Origin of the sequence: Limosilactobacillus reuteri (assembly GCF_002254085.1) — a bacterium.
In the GTDB taxonomy this organism is placed as follows: Bacteria; Bacillota; Bacilli; order Lactobacillales; family Lactobacillaceae; genus Limosilactobacillus; species Limosilactobacillus reuteri_K.
Map to the genome: position 1 here is coordinate 95688 of NZ_NGPY01000044.1, position 18642 is coordinate 114329.

Below are 18642 nucleotides of genomic sequence, written 5' to 3' on the forward strand. Positions count from 1 at the left end.
CTTCCTCTACTCTTTTTTCTTAATTATACTCATTTAATGTTTAATTGTCTTGGATCTGTTAAGCGGCAAACTAATATTCTTAGATATTGTTGGTTGAAGTTTCGTCCGCAAATTCTTTTCCTCTTTACTGGCAGCTTCAGTTACTCGTAAATACATAACTTTTAATAACTCGGGAACAGCTTTATTTAATAATTCGCGCTCCTCATTAGTAAAGCGAAATGGCTGTCGATTAACCTGTCCGCTTAATGAATCAAGCAAGATATATCTTTCAGCGCGCTTAAATGCTTTAGTAATTGTATTATCACTATTCTTAAATTTCAGGCTAGTTTGATCTAAAAGTTTTGTAACTTTTTCTTGATTATACTGTTTTTGCGGTTTGTCTAATGCTTTTAATTGCTTTGTTAATTCTAAGTCACCCTTTGCTTGCTCTAATAAATCAGGCAAACTATACATTTCCGATGATACCCAATGTTTATTTGATTTTTGCACAAACCCACGTACCTTATGAATTCCTTGATCCGGCGTCATCTTCAACTGTTTAAGTTCTTGTGCCGGTACCATTGTAGGCAATTTCTCCAACTGCAATTGATCTAATGCTAATAAGCGATTAGGATTATTCATTTGCATTGAAGTCCCCGTAACACTAATCAATTGTTCTAACTTCTCTGGATTATCCGTCCATCGCTGCAGAGCCTTAACCGATAAATCTTTAAGCACATGCGCATCACTTAAATCTTCTTTTGTTTCTAACGGCTTTACTTTTTCAAATTGTGACGTATCAATTGCTAGTTCTGGCTTAATTTCCTTTAGCTGTGGAATTTGATCAAAATAATTAAATAATCGTTCTCTTAAACCACTATCAAAGGCTTGATATTCGATAGCTCCCGTTTTAGCGTTATATTCTTTTTCTTGACCAATTAAATTTCCACGTAGCTTAGCACTTTCATAGGACCATAATTCAAAGCCTCGTGCAAATACTTCTGTTGGCGTAGTTAAGTATTCAACTTTACTATCAGACAGATTGGAACTTGCTAAATTTTTTGTATATTGCGTAATCAGTGGTTTGAAATTATTTTCTAATGATAAAGGCCATTTACTTAAACGATAATCAAGATAATGACCATACTCATGAATAAATGAGCTAATTCCAACCGTATCACCGCTTGAGTCTTTACGTACTTCGCTTTGCTTCCTAAATTCTAAAACGATTGTATCTAATGAGAGCACATACATACCAAGCGCTCGATGATTCCCCAGTTTACGTAAGCGTAAAATATTTTTGTCATTTGCTAATGGCATATGGCTCATTAAGCGCTTTACTTCATCTTCAAAATAACCAAATGCTTTCAAATCAACATCGTTATCCAATTCAATCTTACTAAAATATTGATGAAGACTGCTTCTATCCATAATTTGTTGAGTGGCTTTATCAATATTCTTTTTAGTTTCCCAAGATTTAGCATGAGTTTGTTTATCCAAATCTCTTTCGTAGCGTTGCTGCCGCACAATGTTATAAGTCTTTTCAAGGTAATTTTTGATAAAACGATTAATTTGATTTGTTTCATAAGCTGTTTGCCAGCCCCTTAAACGAACCCTACGTCCTAAATACTGTTTCGCAAGCTGCTCGTTATTCTGTAAAGCAGATGCTTTAAAACGTCTAGAGATTCTTTTTAATTCTTCAGGACCTTTTCCTGATAAATCTTCCTCATTTTCGACAATCGGTTCTGTCATGGTCATAAATTCTTGATAGCTCAAATTACCTAAAGGTGTCTCTTGAAACTGAGTTTGCCAACTCTTTTTAGCATATCTATGAGACGTTAATCGATAAAGTTGAGCTTTAAACTCATCAAGCGGAACTCCTTGCTTAGTACTCTGCCATTCCTGCATTAAATCGTTAAGGAGCTTACCATACCCTAATGTATAATTTTGATTTCCAATTACCCAAGTAACATTGGGGTCATAGACTTTATAATAATTATCCCCCTGATGGCTCCAAGATTTATCATCTTGATCAAGAATGAAATAAAGTTTTTTACTATTTTTATCTTCATAATTGATTGTATATGTATTTCGATTTGTTCTTAGTACTTGTTGGCCACCAGGATCTTTTACTATGCTTGCAATTTCTCTTTTGTCAGTATTACCTCTGCCAGTATTTTCCAAGTAGGATTTAATGGCATCTGCATAATCTTGATCATTCCATTCTCCATTTTTATAAATATAATTCGCAATTTTTCGAAAAGCAACAAATAGTGAATCATCTGAATTCAGCCTTAAACTGCTTTGTCTAGTAACCCCATACTTTTGCTTCATTAGGGTTGCCAAAGGATGTTTAATTTCATCTTCAGACATTAAAAAGCCCCCCTTATATGTTGTGTGTAATTCCATCATATAAGCGGGCTTGCTTAATTTTATCTTTTGCCAACTATCGTTCACGTGACTTAGTTGTAGGCCTGTTCAGTTTTTTGCCTTTATGATGCTCTTTTTCTTTAATGAATTCTCTTTTTACTCTTAAATTCAACTCACGACTTAATTTTTGTGCTTCATTAAAGATTTTTTGCCTATCATTAACTGGTAGTTGCTTAAATAATTCTTTTTCATCATTTCTAAGCTTAAATTCTTCTTTCAAGCCAGTAGAAGAAGTGGTCAAATATCTGGCAATATGGAGCGATAAAGCAGCCTTAGGATTATCTAGCCGTTGATTTGTTAATACTAGCACCTTATTTATCTGTCTTATACGATCCGTAACTGGTTGTTTTAAGAAAGAATTATTTCTCTGAGCAATCGTTAAAGCATTTTCCAGCAATTCAGGATGTTTTTTACCAATTTCTTCGACAGCATAAACTGTAGCCGGATTTAACTCTATAATTCCCTTCTTGATTTTTGGTACAAAGATCTTAGTTCCATGTAATTCTTGAAAATTAATCTTACTTAATGAATTATCCTTTTGGTACTCGCTCGCGGGCGCATAGACAGTCCCAAATCGATGGTCAGCCAGCAACAATTGATTGCCATTTTGATTGAATTTATTACCGTGCGCTCTGAGTATTCCCATTCGATTCACCGTTCGTTCAAAACTCTCAGGATCATTTAATGTTACGTTCAACAAATGGTTAGCTTTAGCAGTCAAAGTATTCCGCTCTCCAACCTCTTGTGTTAATTCAAGAGAAGCTTTTAAACTTTCACCGTTATCAATTGCACGTTTAGCTTCCTCATAGCTATGATATTCAATTGGTTCTTTTAATTTACCATCACGATTATCTAGACCAAAGTAAGTGCCATTTTCTTTATCAAAAGCAACGTACGTACCCTTATAGTCGCCCTCTTGCTGCTCTGTTCTTGCTAGGACTTCACCAAGTTCATACATATTAAGTACTGTTTTACGCTGATTTAGCTTAATTTCTGGCATTTCTTGAGGGTCCTTAGTTAACTGATACTCGTTATCTTGCAAATATTTTTTTATTGCCTCATCAGTTACCATTCCATTTTGACTTTCATATTCGGTCATTTCTTCCACCTCTGTTACTTTTTGCATTCAAAGTAACTGAGATAACGAAAAATCAATCTTACGCCAAAAGAAAAAGCCAGCTCATTAAGCTGACTTTATTTTTCATCTATTCACTTCGTTCAAATTTGGACAAGTTGATTCTGCTAATCCAACGTCCTTGTATCAACTTTGTATCGACATTTAACTAAAATGGTGTATAATATAGTTGTAGCAAACAAGCTACTCAATCCTAGTATGTTTATTATTGGAGTATTTTGGAGGGATTTGCCATGAACAGCACAAAAGGAGTACTCACTTTATCAAAGTGGGGTAATAGTTTATCTATACGAATACCAAAAAGTGTATTAGATGTTCTAAAGTTAAGTAACAATGATAAAGTATCGTATCAACTAAAAGACAATAAAATTATATTAAAGCCTGAAAAGAATGAAAGCCCATTAAGAAAAATGTTCGATGGTTTTGATACCGAAGCATATTTCAAAAATGAGCCTAAGAATAAAGAAATTGATTGGGGCAAGCCACAAGGCAAAGAAATGTTTTAATTGCTGGAGCCAGCACGTTTTCGGCGAAGGCAATAAAATATTTCTTAGAAAGGAGATTTCATTAAATGGAATCCTATAAAGACTTAAAGCAAGGGCAAATCATCAAAATTAGTCTTGACCCAACTGAAGGACATGAACAAAGTGGATATCGTCCCGCTTTAGTAGTATCAAACAACGATTTTAATCAGCTATGTGGTGGTATGGTAAAGATTATGCCAATCACATCTAACGAAAAGTATTTCCCGTTGCATATAAAACTACCAAGGCTTGATAACATTCATGGCGTTGTTGAATTGGAGCATGAGCGGTCCCTTGATTTAAGTTTTCGATCTTTCAAACCTGTTGACGAAGTTCCAGAGGACTTTTTAGCAGATCTTTTAAAAAAGAATTCTGCTACATACTAAAAAATCCATCAGCTATTAAGTGATGGACAGAATAGACTATGTACTCGTATAACAACTTAAGTATATAGTCTTTTTTTATGCTCGTAAAGAAAACAGATGTTTACTTACCATTGTTGACCAATGTGTTACTGAGGCTGAGAAAAATTTTAGTTTTTCTCAGCCGCAAACTTGTGTATCTATTTATCATAATGAATGGTACTTAAGTTGAATTATTTGTATTTCTTTACTCGTTACTCCATATACCATTCGATGTTCACTATTAAGCTTGCGAGACCAGAAGCCAGATAAATTATGTTGCAATGGTTCAGGTTTACCAAGACCAGTAAATGGATGACGAATAGTATCACTAATAATTTCATCTATCCGTTTTACCATTTTTTATCATCCTTTTTCCAATTTAAATATTCTTTCCAAGCATCTTTTGTAAAATCAATGTTAAGCTTGGTCATTAGCTGCTGCCATCCTCTCAAATTCTTCCGGAGTTAAGAAATGATGTTTAGTAGAATCATCTAGCTGATTAATAGAATGTGCTAAAGCTTCTTGATTTGCTTTGCTCTTTAAAAGGTAGTTAGTTTCTTGCCAAGAGTTATATTCTTTTTCAGATATTACAACAACATTCTTTTGTTCTGGACGGGCAACAATGATTGCTTCATTATAATTTGCTACGTCATCAGCATATTTTTTAAATGATCTTCTGAAATCTTTTGTTGTAACTGCTTGTACCATAGTGTATCACCTCTATTTATATTAGATCAGCCCCTTTAATATTTGTACACACATATGTACAAATATTTGAATTGATGTAATAAAAAAGCCAGTCACCATTGAACTGACTTTCAATTAATTATTAAATACATATATTGCTGCTCCACCAATTATATACACGGATAAGAGTGCCCTTAAAATAGGATTTTGAATCATATAAATAATAAAAATCATATTTATTATCGTAAGTATAGCGAGTATAACTACTGTCAAAAGTAAGTAATCTTTAGTAGCTGCCTGCCACAAATTACGATATAAAAAGAAAAGGTATAGTAGCCCCACACCCAGTAATACTATACTTCCTAAAAGGTATAAAGGAGCTGAACTATTTATTGCAATATCAAAATAGGTTCTACCTTTCAATGCCTTATTTAAATTGTTTAAATTTATCAAATACCACCCAGAAAGCACTTCATATATAACAAAAAGAATTACTTTTAAGCTATTATTTTCCCACCAACTTTTCATGACTTTTATCTTCCTTCATACTCTTTATTTTTTTATTAATCAATGTTAAGTGATTATAAATTATATTTTTTTCAGACTGGATAATAATTTCAATTATTGCTAACAAAATTAGATAAGCAACAAGAATAATCAGCCAAGTTCCAATCATACTTGGAAGATCTTTACTATGCTGAGATGTAGCAAACTTTCTAAGAGAAAGAATACCACTTGCAACAACACCTACTGTTAGTGTGGTTCCAATCCATAAATATATTTTTTGTATTAAATCTATATTTCTTTTTTTAGACTCAAACTTTAGTTTTATTGGAGTTAAATCTTTTTCTTTATGGTAGTAGTCATCTAAATAACTATTAAAAATTTTAACTGGAACGTTTCCTAAAAATCTCAAGTTATTTTTTAATCTTTTTTGGTACTTTTTCATTTAATATCACCTTCATAATTATAATCTATATTCAAGTTATGCAAAAGTCGAATCACAACATTATTGTTGATAAATAAAGTCAGTATGATCCAAGTTAATCGCCACAACCATGTAGCGGCTTAATGATTGTTTAACCTCTTCTCGCATTTTTATCTCAAATGGTTCATTAGTACCTATAATAACGCCCGTTGCAACGTTACTGGTTAAGTTAGTAATTAACCCAATATCATATTCATTGTCCATAATTTATCAGTCTCCCTAAAGATTAATCTATTTATTTAGTAAACTGATATTTTTTATAGGAACAAATTTCGCCAGCAATAATTAATATTTGGCACTAACTTATCTATCGTTCATAAATTTCCTCTCGTTCTAATTCACGGTCCTCTCTTTCAATATCATCTTCATCATTTAGATGTTTTCTTAACGCAAGAACTCGTTTCCGACCATCTTGATTAATTTGACCCAAAAGCCGACTTAAATTACTGTTAAACATTCCTTGATGCTTTGAATTTTGCTGGTATTTCTTTTGATTATTATTAATATAAGTCAATTGACGTTTCATATCAGAATCAATTAATTCGCTATCTTGAGCAAACTCATATTTTTTCTTAAGGTCAGCGAAAAGTGGCCGGTTAAGTTCATTGCGTCTAGCTAAATCATTTTGATATGCTTGATTATTTTTATGAATTTGTAATTTTGCATCTAAAATATCTTCTAAGTTCTTGTAATAGGCAGTTGCGTTCATTATTCGATAATCGCTATTAGGATTAGGAATTACTAAAGAAATTGATGGATCATCTGTATTGCTTTGAATCATTGCAATTTCCGTAGCCAACTGTTTCTTCCTAGCTAAAACTGATTTTGTAGTTACCAAATTAATCGGGACTTTATTTACATCCATATAACGGTCTTTTAACTCATTAAACCGTTGCATTAATTTTGGGTTTTGAGTTAAACGATAACGAGGCAACTTTCTTAATTGAATTAATTCTTTTTGTTCATTCAAAGAATTGAGGAAAAATTGATTTAAGTCTGTTGATGGTACGCCTTTCAATTGAGTAATTCGCATATCTAAACTTTCTTTTTGTGCATCTAAATTAATCTGTCGAATGTAGTACTTTCTTAATCCAATTTGCATTCTCAATCTTTTGGCTTCTTTTGACTTTGGATCAAGCTTCTTCAATCTTTCCTTTTCTAAATTTAATAATTTCTTATTCTCAGTGAGACCTTGTGACTTAATTTGTGCCATTAAGTCTCCTTTTTTATTTCTATTATTCTTCTGATATTGTTCCTCGTTATCCCTTAGTAAATCATAAACTCGATTAGCAAGATACTCTCTTAATTTTTTATCTGCTGGATTAACCGTATCTTTAATTTTTTGACCATATTTTTTACGATTAATTGCATCTTGGGCTTTTAAGAGATTTATATATTCTGAATACTCATTATTTAAGCTTGTTTGCAATAAACTATTAACTAATTGATCTGTTAGTTGCTTAGCCTCTTTAAAATCAACACTATGATTTGAAGAGCGCCATTTTCTTTTATCTTTATAATCCGGTAAAGCATTAGCAATTTGCTGTAAGTAATTTTTTTGTTGAATAGTTACATCGTTTGTTAATCCGTTAGTTAATTTTTTCTTGGTAGCATCAAGCGCTTTCTCAATTTCAATCATCCTTGAACGACTTTTTTTATTTTCTAATTCATGATGGATTTGAGATTTAAATAAACGAATCGATTTATTCTTAAACATTCCCTTAGGAACTCCATTTTTTAATGGGCGTGTATTACGGCGTTGACTAATTGCCAAGTGGACATGAACATGATCTGTATTCAAATGAATATCACCCCACCAGAAAGTTTCTTGATTATCTAATCCTTCGTTCGCAAGAAAGTTTGGCATCGCATTTTGAATTGCTTTCTTAATTAATTTTTGATTTACCTTTTTCGTTTTCGGATCATATAGCCCTGCTTTGGTTAAAAATTCTGGACTAAAAGATATAACGCCGGCCCATAACATCGCTTTATTAGTTTGAGCCTCTTTTAAATTATTTATTAATTGTTGATGCTGTTCTTCAGATAATTCATAGACACCTTGCGAAAAAGTAGGGTAATCCCCTTTTAATTTTTTATCCAGGTCATCTTCCATTTTTGTGGCAGCTTTACGATCAGTATATCCAAGATAACCTTCAAAGTTTTCTGGTAAATCTGGATCCTGTTGAAAATTTTTATTGCTAATTTCAATATCTTCTGGACTAGGATTAATTGCTTCTTTACGTTCGGTATATTGGAGATACCTTTCTCCATTAGCAATTCTGAATTGTTGGGTATAAATAATATCTGGTGCTTGATTATTTTTTATCATTTGTTAACTCCTAATCAAATAATTACGACTTAATTACAATGATTTTTTCTAAATAAGCAACCTTTGCCAAAGAAAAAAGCCAGCTGTTAGGCTGACTTCAACAAATATATTAGCAAAATAAATTTAATTAGTTTATACATTAAATCGCAATCCGCTTATCCTGTTTCATTAGTCCTTCATATCATCAGGCTTTGTCGACGTAATCTATTATTTCTTCCGCAAGTTTTATACTTTTTTCACACTCTTTTGCAATTTTATGACTACTAGCATGATAATCCGCATCCACTCGGAAATCTTTTAGTGTCATGGCATTTTGAAAATATCTTTCTTCTGACTCATCTCTGAAGGCTTCTCTCCACATATCATCATGTGAATTAGGGCCACGGAATTCTGTCCCATATATTCTTCTATGTTTCGTATAATTAAATGCTGCATAATAGGCACGACTAATAGCAATTCTTTGACTACATTCATCTGAATTTTTAGCAAGTTCTTTCGCAACATTTAAATATTCTTTCCAATCAAACATAAATACTATCCCATAGCTAAATGACGATTTTTAGTTAAGTCTTTTGGCAAATCAAACCAAACATTCTCACGAAAATTCCAAAATTCGTCAAAAAGTTTCTCTTCAGATATTCTAGAGTTTTTTAACTCTAAATAGGTAACTGGTTTCCCAAATTCTACATTCACAATTAAGCCAGGGCTAAAATACTCGCTCATATTTTTTGCAAGCAACTTAAAATTACTTGCATCCATTAACGACGAATTTGCATTATTATATATAAATTTTATATCATAGAAAGTTTCAGTAACAATATCTTGAAAATAATTTTTCCTGGTTTGATTTGATTGTACATAAAAAACAGAAACCATTTCGTGATCGTGATTTTTAATCGTGTTAACTGTATTAGCAATCATAATCAACTTCCTCCTGGTTAACTAGATTTTTAAACGAGTTTAACGCTTTTTTATAAAGCTCATTCATGTCGTTACTATCTTTTCCTTTCTTAGTATCATGCGATATAGCTGAAAAAAGCGAAATTTTATTTCTTTCTGATCTAATCGATACCACTAATTCGTCCCCATTTAATTCTGACGTGAAAGATATATCAAAATTACCAATTGACGTTGTCTCATTATCTGAAAATTTATCTGTTATTGCTGGAAAAACATTTAATACACTTCCAATATTTACCGGATTATTTATTTCTGACGTATTTTCTAAAACGCCTTGGATGCCAAGACCATACGTAAAAAAGGTTATTTTTTCATTATTATCTAGAATATAACGAAGAATTTTTTTATATTGCTGGAGTAAACCACGCAATTTTATATTACCAGTAATCAAAATCCGATGATCATCAATAGATAATTTGATATCATCACTTTCTTCTTGGAAAAACTCTTGCGGTATTGTTATCTGTTGATCATGCTTTTTAAACGTAATTAAAAGTATTAGCTTCTCAGCCCGTTCAATATAATTCATATTAAATCTCACATTCTAATTATTTCTAATTCAATTATGAAACATTTTGACAAGTTCTTCAACTAAATTTCACTTGGACTTAAATGTTTTCCGAAACGATCACGAAGTTCAACTTCAAACTTAGGATGTATTTTTTCTCCTGGTTTCAGTGGCTGATAGTCGTGACGAATTGTACTTTCGGGGATATTTAATATTTGCGAAATTTCTTTATTACTTAAATCAAATCTTTTATAGTAAGTTACCAATAATCTAATTGCATCTTTTTTAGCTGCACTTCTCCACAGTTGCGGATCTGTTTGCAACTTATCCCGAACTTCTTTTAATAAATTTCGTTCTTTAATGACATCTTTTACTGCAGTATTTAAATCCCCATCATCAATATAAGTATTTAAACGACTCTCTTGGCCAACATGGATAAACCAATCTGGATCCAAATCCTCTAGCTCATGTAACTTGTCGTAGAAATCCTTATTGTTTTTTATATTCACCATTTTAGTCATTCTATTACCCCCGAAATAGGATTAACTTATTTACTCTTTTGAAATAATTTTTTGTTATCTGTTTCTACCATCTGTGATAACTTGGCATAAATTTCATTTTCTCTTGTTCCAAATTCAAACATTGATTGCATGTTTTTCCAGTCATCTTTATCAACTCGGACGATTGCTTGATTAGTTGCCATTAACAAATATAGAATTTCATTAATTCGATTCATCTGTTTTTGTTCATGCTTAATTAAATTATTTAGTTTTGTGTCATGCGTCGATAAAAATTCTTGATAAATAGTTTCGTACCTTTTTCGAGGACTTTTATTCCAAGCAGCAATTATTAAAGTAAGATAATCATTTAATAGCATATTAATCAGGCCATTATTCGAGGATGGAATATTTTTAATTAAGGCAGGATTATTTTCAAGTTTAGCTTCAAAATAATTAATTTTACTTTCGGTGGATTTTGTCATTCTTAAAGTAGTTCTTGTCATGTTAGTTTTCCTCCTCACCATCACCATCGTATTCATCAAAAAAGATCCGTAAGTGATCTTCACAGTAATTAACTGATCGTTCAATACGTTTTTGTCGTTCACCAATTACGTTTAGAATTTCAATTAATTGCTTCAACGTATCTATATATTCTGGAGTTAAATTCGCAACAGTTTTATTTTTGAAATAATCATCGACCACCATGCGATAAAATTCTGCTTTGGTCATGTTATATTTCTTAGTTTCTTTCAAAACTAAATTACTTAAGTCTTTCGTTAGTTCAAAATGTTGCGTCATCATTTTATTTTGCATTTTCAATTAATTCCTTCCGTTTTTAATTTAGTCAACAACGAAATAAAAGATTATGCCAAGTACTCTTTCTCTAACCTCCTATCAACTTAGCGATACATACGCCAAGTCCAATCCCAATCACAATCGCTAAACATCCTACTAATTGACCACTGAATGATTCTGAATTTTTTAACAAAATCATTACACCGGAACTAAACGAAATAAAACTAATGACAACCAGTGGAATTAAATAGTACATAGCTAATATCGTCATTTCATAACACCTTCTATTCTTCATTTTCTAAATGCTATTTTGATTAATGAGCATAAGGGGAATCTGTCCTCGCGAAGGCTCGGACCCGCCAGTGGCGGGGATTCCCGATTGGCCTAAAATTTTCTCGTCTGCCGACTATTTGACACTCAGAAAAATGCGCTTTTGCATCACGCAAAGCTACAAAAAGCATCATCATTTGTAGTATATTTATTGTTGATACTTTTCAAAGTTTCGCCAAAAATTTAAAATTTTATCTTGGGGGAAAAGAAATGCACACTAAAAATATCATTTTGTCATTCTTAGTAGTCATATTAATTACTTCTTCACTTGTTGTAATAAAGCCAATTTATTTTTTGTACGTATATTTATTAATTAGTCTATTTACTTTAGCAATTATGATATGGAATTATATTCAGGCACTTAAATTTGCTTTTTCAAAGCCACCAGCTTATATGCTTTTTACTTTTTTTATAATCCCTTTATCTTGGATATTTTCTGGATTCCTGTTTCCAATATTATTAAAGATAGAAGTTGCTTCAATCCTTCCTACTAATAATTCTTTAATGCCAACTAACATTTTTAATAGTTTTAAGTGGGGAGACTTGCTAAACTTGCAAAATTTAATCAATGATTATCAAAGTCTAATTTATAATTACTCTAATTTTTTACCCAATACATTGCAGATCTTTGTTTGTTTTTTAGCAGTCTTAATTTATCTAGGTATACAATATGCTTATATTGCAGGAAGCTTTGAAAGATTTGAATTTAGTAAAACGTCCTGCTTAAATATTTTATTGAGTATTTTATTATTTGTAGAAATTATCGTTACTACAATAATTTTTTAACTTAATCTATCACTTCATCCTCTTACTTAAATTAAATATCAATTTTTTTAAATCAGAAATAAAATATGTCAGGGTAATAATCCATAGGAAAACAAGAAGCAATCCCAAAATTGAACTCTGCAATATATAATTTATTTCTCTACTTAAGTTATTATTCAGTAATTGATTTTTGATATTTCCGATGTAAATGATATACAAGTCTGTCATCCATAAGGGTAACAATAAAGTAAAACTTTCAATTAAAACTAAGAATAATTTTGTTATCAATTGTAAATTGTTCTTGATTTGCATTTAAATCACCTCATTTTTGTTAGTTATAACTAAAGCCAGCCTACGATCGACTGGCTTTTTTAGCTATATTTATTTCTAAATTTTATTATTTAAAAGTTATTGAGCGTCCCCAATTGAACCTGCACATTTGTTTTATTATCAATGGCATCAACTACATCTTTATTTTCGACAGTAATAAAATTTGCAGGTCCAAAGTCCTTATTAATAATTTCATCAGTAAGAATGGTGCCTTTTTTTAATTGCTTAGCTAGAATAATTGGGGCTAAAGTATTTACTTTCAAATATTTTCCTTCAAATTTAATAACTTTATCATATCTTGTACTCATCATAATCTTCCTTTCTATTTAAGACGTAACTAATAATTGCTCATAATCTTTTTGTACCGCTCATAGAACATTGTCGGCGCAATTTCTAATGGCACATCAAGATCAGCTCCATCAATATCATTTAATAGTTCATTCAGATTGATACTTTGAGAAGCAAGTCTAGCAATCTCTCTATCTTTTAAATCAAGTTGTAATGCCTGTTTCTTCATTTCAGCTCGTTGTATATTATGAAGACAACGTGCTCTAAGCAAAGCAACAGAATTCATATATTCAACTAGGCCGGTTAGTTGAATACCCATTAAATTGATAAAAGGCTTCTGTAATCTCAAATCAATTAATGCTGGATCAGTTGAGTCTAATTCTGATAATATTTCAGCATTTGTCAGTAATAAGTCATATTTTTTAGAGAAGAATCGCTTCTGAATTTTATATACTTCACATTTAGAATTGAAACGATTTCGCTTTATATCCCAATAATTATTGTTCTTGTACCAATGAAGGTAAACTTCAAATCCTTGCCATAAATTTGTATCAAGATTTATTTCTTGATTATGACTTCCTGCAATTAATTCCAAATCAGCGTTTTTATACCATTGTTTAAATTCTGCTGGACTAATCATATTGTCTCCTTTAATTTTTCTATTTTTAATTTTCACTTACTAATCGTGTAGTTCCTAAAACTACATATCCTTCTTTTTGCTTATAAGATGTAATATAAGTAACTTTTCGTACTAAGAGCCTACCAGTATATTGACTATCTTCGTATTCATGAAGGAAAAGTAAATCTCCTACTTGATATCCACGATCATTTTTTCTAATTTCAAAATTCTTATTTCCTTTTTCTTGAGCTTCAAAATATTTAGGTTCAATTTTTAAGTCAATTGTTTTCGGTTGCTTAGGTTGTTTTATAATGGCTTCTATTCCTTCTAAATTTTCAATCCAGTTTGGACTTAGATGACCTTTCCAAATCTCTTGCCAATATTTAACTCCTAAATCCAATACTTCGCAGTGCAAAAAGCTATCATCAATAATTCGGCTTCGTAGTCTTACAGAATTATCTTGTTGCCATAAGCTTGGAAGAATAATTACTACTGCGTCTTTTTGTAAGTTTTTTGCATGCTGCTTATAGAATTCGGTAATTCCTGTAATTTTGAAATATTTATCGCCATTCTTTTTTCGCCCTAGTGAATAATATTTCCTAATTATTGATTTACTACCAGTTTGATTATCAATAACCTCAATCATTACTGGAACTACTTCAAAGGATTTTGTTTCTATTTCATTCATTTTAACCATCCGTTCATTCTTTCAATTTCTACCAGCTATATTACAAGCCATCCTTTTACAACATCTTGATACTTGACACTTTTTTAGCGTTTCGGAATATATTAGCGGGCTACTTCCTGTTTTAGAAGGAATGGAAATGACTAGGTTAAAGGATAATTTCTCCACTCCCAAATGACGCAACATTTTTAGTCCTTCATCTTTAATATCAATAATTGCTTCAACTTTATTCATTACTGGGTCAGTCACAAATTTAATTGAATAGTCTTGAAAGAGAACTGACTTTTGCTTTTGACTAGAAGTCATAATTTCTAGTTTTTGTATATTGATACAGTTAAGATCATATTCACGAGGAATATCAGTAAATTCAATTTTTTCTTCAATAAGAGTAACGTCACGTAATGACTGCTCAACGTAGATGCAAAAGGCACTGTTTCGCTCTATGCTTGCTGCTTTTACTGTTTCATCATCAATTATAATCATCAATCTATTTCCTCCTTGAACTCAAATTACTTTGAGAAATAAACAAATTATTATATCTACTAGCATTGCCAACCCAAACAAAGAAATACTCAAAAGCTTCCTTTTAGTTTTTGGTAATACCTTTAACGGTTTACCCATTGCAAATCTTAATACACTCACGCACACTCCCAAACTTGTCCAATAATATCCAAATATTTGAACTACTTTATTGAGTATTGGAAAATTTGTTCCAATTCCATTACATATCTCATACAAATAAAACCCAGCTAGCATCAGCGTACATAGGATACCGAAGGTGTATAAGCGATCTATAATTTTCATCCTAACTATCACCTTTCTTTTTGATAACAATTGAACTTTTATCAAACTTCCTATTCTTTTATTTTTGAAACAAGAATGAAGTTTACTATAAGAAAAATAAGTGTTACCAACATAAAGGACCCAAGAGCGACAATATAACTACTATTAAGCTTTACAAAATTTATTGATGAATCAGTAATTATTATTGGTGCTGATATTATTGATTTTATAAGAAAGAGAAATTTTTCTTTAACTGGGAAAAGATTCCAAAAAACATATATAATACCTGAAATAAACAGTGCTACATATCCATATAATGCACCTTTTAGTTGATCATAATCGAAATAATATTTTAAGGAATATCCAACTGAATAGAACAGACTCTAAAGTAAACTAAAAAATATAAATAATGTTAAACTCATATTCTTATTTCCTCCTATTCCATCTTTTTAGTTGCAACTTTTGCTGGGAACTTATACTTACCAGATTGAATATCATCAATTTGTTTCTGATAAAGCTTGATTTGTAATTTACTTTGTTTGATTACCTTATTTACATTCTTAATATTCTGCTTTTGAGTCGCAATATCTGCTTGAGCTTGCTGAATATTATCAGAATTACTATCTTTATCGACTTGATATTGTTGGTTATTCTTTGCTTGAGAAATTGCTACTTGATCTGCAGCTAGTTGTTTCTGATAGGTAGTCAAAGCTCCTTTTTCTTTCCGAATTTCTCTATTCATTAACTTGATTGATTCTTGTAATGATTGAACCGCATATTCTTTTTGGGTTTGTCTAGTTAAATGATTATCAACAAATTTTTTATCTTCATTAATGACAAATTTGTAACTATTTTTGCCTGCTCCTGTCTGGCCATTCCCACTGCTTGATGATGAAAATTCGCTATCGCTAGAACTTAAAGATTCTGGATCAATACTAGAAGAAGCATCATAAGTAATTTGCGAACTGTCTCCTTGTTTATTAATAGCTTCTAGCTGAATTGCTTTGTATCCTTTCGGTAAGTTATCAATAACTACTACAAAGTTATTATTAACAAGTGGAATAACCTGATAAGAAGCATCTTGTTTTGTTAATGTACGAACCTTAAATTTAATATTTTTAGGATCGATATATTGACCAGATTGTGGAGCCACCTTAAAGCGCGCAACCAGGAATTGTTGCTTAGCATTATATTTACGGGAAGTTAATGCTATTGTGGCATTACTGTCATTACCAAAACTCTCTGCTGTATTTAATGGAGTATCGGCAAAGCGCGATTTGCTTGGTGCAACTCGTGTGCCAACAAGCAACCCTATCATTGTTAAAAAGAGTGTGCCACTAATAATTAATTTACGTTGCATTGCGTGGTCATCATACCAAGTCTTAAATTTAGCAAATCTTTTTCCATACTTATCAATCCAGAATTGGATCTTTTTTCGCCATTTTCTTTTATTCATTGGTTACCCCCCGCTGCTTTTCTGTCGGTTTATTTATTTGTAAGTAATGGTAGATGTTAGCAATTACCTGCTTATTAGTACCTGAATATTGATAAATATCAATTCCATTCGCGTTAGCAATCGGTTGTGGTTTTCCATTGCGATAAACCATAAATGTTGGTACTGAATTAACATTGTTTTGCTTAAACAGCTTTTTATCTTCATTATTTTGCCATTGTAAATATAAATTCTTATGGCGATATGGTGATGGCATCAACTTACCAATCGTGGCTTGATTTACTGTTACTTCCCAAGCATTTTTATGAACATCAATCGCTACTTTTTTACAATATGGACACGTTTTAGAGTAGTACATTACTACCACCGGCTCATTGCTTTTAAGAGCTGCTTGTTGCGTTTTTGTACTACTTCGATGAAGCACTCCAATTCCGTAGAGAAAACTCGTTATAAGCAATATGACGGCTACTATTAATACACTAAAAGTAATCACTCTACGACGATGCAATAATTCTGGATCATATCTATTCATTAAAAACTTACCCCCAATTAATCTATTACTTAGCATCGAATCACTTACAGAAAACTAAGTTGCTGAGCCTGCATCATAGGTTTTTGTTCTTTCAATTGCAGTAATTCTGCTTCAACTAAATTCATTCCCAAGTCATGAGTACTATTGAAGGTACCCTCAATTGTTAAGCGTGTATCTTTATTTTTATAAAGGACTAAGTGGTATCGCTTTTCGTTATATTTTTGAAATGTTGAAAACTCTAAAGTGCTTTCTTCCGCATTCAAAAGATATTTACCTAAATTCAAATCATGCTTTAATTCATCAAGGCTTTCTTCTTTGAGTAAAGTAATTACAGCGTAGCCTTTATAATCATCAAATTGAAATTTTAATTTGTATTTCAATTTTTCTCTCCTTCTTTCACTATGATTCACCATCATTTTTTAAGCTAAAAACATTACCAACTATTCTTAATTCCGTTGACCTATAATCACATACTGGGATAAATTTGCCGTGGTTAAACCTGACAGTTTGCTTTATAACAGGTTCTTGATCATGAATTATTTGAACAATATCGCCTTCATAAATTTTCTTCCCATTTTGATCATTAACTCCCGTGTACATCATAATTTTGGAAAGTGAGCCATTTGCAATCCATGAACTTCCCTCATCAAAAGGAGAAAAGTTAAATCGCAGTTCGTTTTCTCCTTCTAACCTAGTTGAATAAAGCAATTGATTTAGGCCTTGATTATATTTCCGCAATTTAATTTCTTTCATAACTTCAATTTCCTCCGTTTAAGTCAAAATAATCTTAATCATTGCTGCAAATAGCAGTAAGAATACCAATAGAATCAATATTAAAAACGTCAACAGCATGGTATACAAAATATTTTTAGGTAATGCTTTCTTCCTTAACTCCCGTCGATATATCGACCGTTTTGGTGGCAATTTTTTCCTAATCATGATTTAATTTTTCCTTATAACTCATAAATTTTGTCCCCTTAGTCACTGAAAAAAGTGATACAAATTCCAAAAAAGCAAAAAAATAAATAAGGTCAATACAATGGTGCCTAAAATAGGTGCTATCCATCGACCAGTATTTTTCCTATTTTTTAGTTGTGTTTCGTGCTCATTTGCTTCCTCGTCATTCCATGATCCATTAATCATCTTGTGGCTAGCCCGTTGGCGTAATTCTGCTCGGGTTAATCGTCTACGATAAATCATTGCTTCGAGCCTCATTTAGGAAGGTGGTGAACATTAGGGTCAAGTTTACGATTTAGACTTGGCAAATGAAGAGCTGCAATTTCAGCAACCGTAATGTTTTTTAAGTCGTCCGGAAAACTCTGAACTAATTTAAACAATTCAATTGGCCGGCCGTTACTTGCTTTTAAGATTGCAATTAAATTGCCTACACTTTTTCCACTATTAGGAAGTGTTTTGATGATTTTAGGTTCAACTTGAGCTACCCTTACATATTTCCGTCTATCGCTAACCATTACTAACACCGACTTTTTCTTGTAAAGTTGTATGGCCAACTTAAAATCCCGTAATTTATTCGAGGAAACTGCAAAATACCAAGGCCTTTTTTCAAGTCCATTAGCGTTAACAAATCTTCCTTTCACGTACATCATCTCTTCATTCT

The 18642-nt window shown here is 31.7% G+C and carries 28 protein-coding genes; 3 read left to right on the forward strand and 25 right to left on the reverse strand.

The annotated features are described in order from the left end of the window. Positions 1-33: 33 nt before the first annotated feature. Positions 34-2352: a hypothetical protein gene (locus CBG10_RS07990; protein WP_094512235.1), complete on the reverse strand. Its 2319-nt coding sequence runs from the start codon at positions 2350-2352 to the stop codon at positions 34-36. Positions 2353-2425: 73 nt separating this feature from the next. After that, positions 2426-3508 (reverse strand): hypothetical protein, encoded by a 1083-nt coding sequence (locus CBG10_RS07995; RefSeq protein WP_094512236.1) that lies wholly within the window; start codon positions 3506-3508, stop codon positions 2426-2428. A 269-nt stretch (positions 3509-3777) separates the two neighbouring features. Between CBG10_RS07995 and CBG10_RS08000 the strand changes: the two genes are divergently transcribed. Together CBG10_RS08000 and CBG10_RS08005 are read left to right on the forward strand one after the other, a co-directional pair. Then, complete coding sequence (locus CBG10_RS08000; protein ID WP_094512237.1) at positions 3778-4050, forward strand: AbrB/MazE/SpoVT family DNA-binding domain-containing protein; 273 nt, start codon at positions 3778-3780, stop codon at positions 4048-4050. A gap of 65 nt (positions 4051-4115) precedes the next feature. Further along, complete coding sequence (locus tag CBG10_RS08005; RefSeq protein WP_094512238.1) at positions 4116-4454, forward strand: type II toxin-antitoxin system PemK/MazF family toxin; 339 nt, start codon at positions 4116-4118, stop codon at positions 4452-4454. Positions 4455-4637: 183 nt separating this feature from the next. Here the strand turns inward: CBG10_RS08005 and CBG10_RS08010 are convergent, their stop codons facing one another. The 13 genes from CBG10_RS08010 to CBG10_RS08070 form a co-directional block, all read right to left on the reverse strand. After that, entirely contained in the window at positions 4638-4829 is a 192-nt protein-coding gene (locus tag CBG10_RS08010; protein WP_405076825.1) for a Txe/YoeB family addiction module toxin, read from the reverse strand. Positions 4830-4889: 60 nt separating this feature from the next. Then, complete coding sequence (locus CBG10_RS08015; protein WP_094512240.1) at positions 4890-5180, reverse strand: type II toxin-antitoxin system Phd/YefM family antitoxin; 291 nt, start codon at positions 5178-5180, stop codon at positions 4890-4892. 114 nt (positions 5181-5294) lie between these two features. After that, positions 5295-5687 (reverse strand): hypothetical protein, encoded by a 393-nt coding sequence (locus CBG10_RS08020; RefSeq protein WP_094512241.1) that lies wholly within the window; start codon positions 5685-5687, stop codon positions 5295-5297. Continuing rightward, positions 5665-6108: a hypothetical protein gene (locus CBG10_RS08025; protein ID WP_094512242.1), complete on the reverse strand. Its 444-nt coding sequence runs from the start codon at positions 6106-6108 to the stop codon at positions 5665-5667. Before CBG10_RS08025 ends, CBG10_RS08020 begins: the two co-directional genes overlap by 23 nt. 60 nt (positions 6109-6168) lie before the next feature. After that, positions 6169-6351 (reverse strand): hypothetical protein, encoded by a 183-nt coding sequence (locus CBG10_RS08030; RefSeq protein WP_094512243.1) that lies wholly within the window; start codon positions 6349-6351, stop codon positions 6169-6171. Positions 6352-6454: 103 nt separating this feature from the next. After that, entirely contained in the window at positions 6455-8476 is a 2022-nt protein-coding gene (gene mobP2 / locus CBG10_RS08035; protein ID WP_094512245.1) for a MobP2 family relaxase, read from the reverse strand. Positions 8477-8660: 184 nt separating this feature from the next. After that, positions 8661-9005, reverse strand: coding sequence for a HEPN domain-containing protein (locus CBG10_RS08040; RefSeq protein ID WP_094512246.1), 345 nt, complete (start codon positions 9003-9005; stop codon positions 8661-8663). Positions 9006-9010: 5 nt separating this feature from the next. Next, positions 9011-9397, reverse strand: a complete 387-nt coding sequence (locus CBG10_RS08045; protein ID WP_094512248.1) for a hypothetical protein — start codon at positions 9395-9397, stop codon at positions 9011-9013. Next, the gene (locus CBG10_RS08050; RefSeq protein WP_094512249.1) at positions 9387-9965 is read right to left on the reverse strand and encodes a hypothetical protein; all 579 of its coding nucleotides are present in this window, start codon (positions 9963-9965) and stop codon (positions 9387-9389) included. Before CBG10_RS08050 ends, CBG10_RS08045 begins: the two co-directional genes overlap by 11 nt. A 62-nt stretch (positions 9966-10027) precedes the next feature. Beyond that, a complete protein-coding gene (locus tag CBG10_RS08055; protein WP_094512250.1) occupies positions 10028-10465 on the reverse strand; it encodes a hypothetical protein in 438 nt (145 codons plus the stop codon). Between the two features lie 26 nt (positions 10466-10491). Next, positions 10492-10947: a hypothetical protein gene (locus CBG10_RS08060; protein WP_094512251.1), complete on the reverse strand. Its 456-nt coding sequence runs from the start codon at positions 10945-10947 to the stop codon at positions 10492-10494. Position 10948: 1 nt separating this feature from the next. Further along, complete coding sequence (locus CBG10_RS08065; RefSeq protein ID WP_094512253.1) at positions 10949-11257, reverse strand: hypothetical protein; 309 nt, start codon at positions 11255-11257, stop codon at positions 10949-10951. Positions 11258-11327: 70 nt separating this feature from the next. Beyond that, positions 11328-11510, reverse strand: a complete 183-nt coding sequence (locus CBG10_RS08070; protein ID WP_094512254.1) for a hypothetical protein — start codon at positions 11508-11510, stop codon at positions 11328-11330. 269 nt (positions 11511-11779) lie between these two features. Between CBG10_RS08070 and CBG10_RS08075 the strand changes: the two genes are divergently transcribed. Then, a complete protein-coding gene (locus tag CBG10_RS08075; RefSeq protein WP_094512255.1) occupies positions 11780-12355 on the forward strand; it encodes a hypothetical protein in 576 nt (191 codons plus the stop codon). Between the two features lie 380 nt (positions 12356-12735). On the opposite strand, the gene CBG10_RS08085 is transcribed toward CBG10_RS08075, so the two are convergent. The 10 genes from CBG10_RS08085 to CBG10_RS08135 form a co-directional block, all read right to left on the reverse strand. After that, complete coding sequence (locus CBG10_RS08085) at positions 12736-12975, reverse strand: hypothetical protein (RefSeq protein WP_143452747.1); 240 nt, start codon at positions 12973-12975, stop codon at positions 12736-12738. Positions 12976-13001: 26 nt separating this feature from the next. Then, a complete protein-coding gene (locus CBG10_RS08090; protein WP_094512260.1) occupies positions 13002-13592 on the reverse strand; it encodes a hypothetical protein in 591 nt (196 codons plus the stop codon). A 25-nt stretch (positions 13593-13617) separates the two neighbouring features. Beyond that, positions 13618-14259 carry an ASCH/PUA domain-containing protein gene (locus CBG10_RS08095; protein WP_225361559.1) on the reverse strand — a complete coding sequence of 214 codons (642 nt, stop codon included), beginning with the start codon at positions 14257-14259 and terminating at the stop codon, positions 13618-13620. Between the two features lie 21 nt (positions 14260-14280). Then, on the reverse strand, positions 14281-14739 hold the full coding sequence (locus CBG10_RS08100) for a hypothetical protein (RefSeq protein ID WP_094512262.1): 459 nt from the start codon (positions 14737-14739) through the stop codon (positions 14281-14283). 736 nt (positions 14740-15475) lie between these two features. Beyond that, a complete protein-coding gene (locus CBG10_RS08110) occupies positions 15476-16495 on the reverse strand; it encodes a hypothetical protein (RefSeq protein ID WP_094512264.1) in 1020 nt (339 codons plus the stop codon). Next, on the reverse strand, positions 16488-17024 hold the full coding sequence (locus tag CBG10_RS08115) for a thioredoxin family protein (protein ID WP_179225382.1): 537 nt from the start codon (positions 17022-17024) through the stop codon (positions 16488-16490). The genes CBG10_RS08110 and CBG10_RS08115 overlap by 8 nt, the downstream gene beginning before the upstream one ends. A gap of 44 nt (positions 17025-17068) precedes the next feature. After that, the gene (locus tag CBG10_RS08120; RefSeq protein ID WP_094512267.1) at positions 17069-17404 is read right to left on the reverse strand and encodes a hypothetical protein; all 336 of its coding nucleotides are present in this window, start codon (positions 17402-17404) and stop codon (positions 17069-17071) included. Positions 17405-17423: 19 nt separating this feature from the next. Then, positions 17424-17777: a YopX family protein gene (locus CBG10_RS08125; RefSeq protein ID WP_094512269.1), complete on the reverse strand. Its 354-nt coding sequence runs from the start codon at positions 17775-17777 to the stop codon at positions 17424-17426. 228 nt (positions 17778-18005) lie between these two features. Next, entirely contained in the window at positions 18006-18224 is a 219-nt protein-coding gene (locus tag CBG10_RS08130; protein WP_094512271.1) for a hypothetical protein, read from the reverse strand. Positions 18225-18235: 11 nt separating this feature from the next. Next, positions 18236-18631 carry a hypothetical protein gene (locus tag CBG10_RS08135; protein WP_094512272.1) on the reverse strand — a complete coding sequence of 132 codons (396 nt, stop codon included), beginning with the start codon at positions 18629-18631 and terminating at the stop codon, positions 18236-18238. Positions 18632-18642 lie beyond the last annotated feature (11 nt).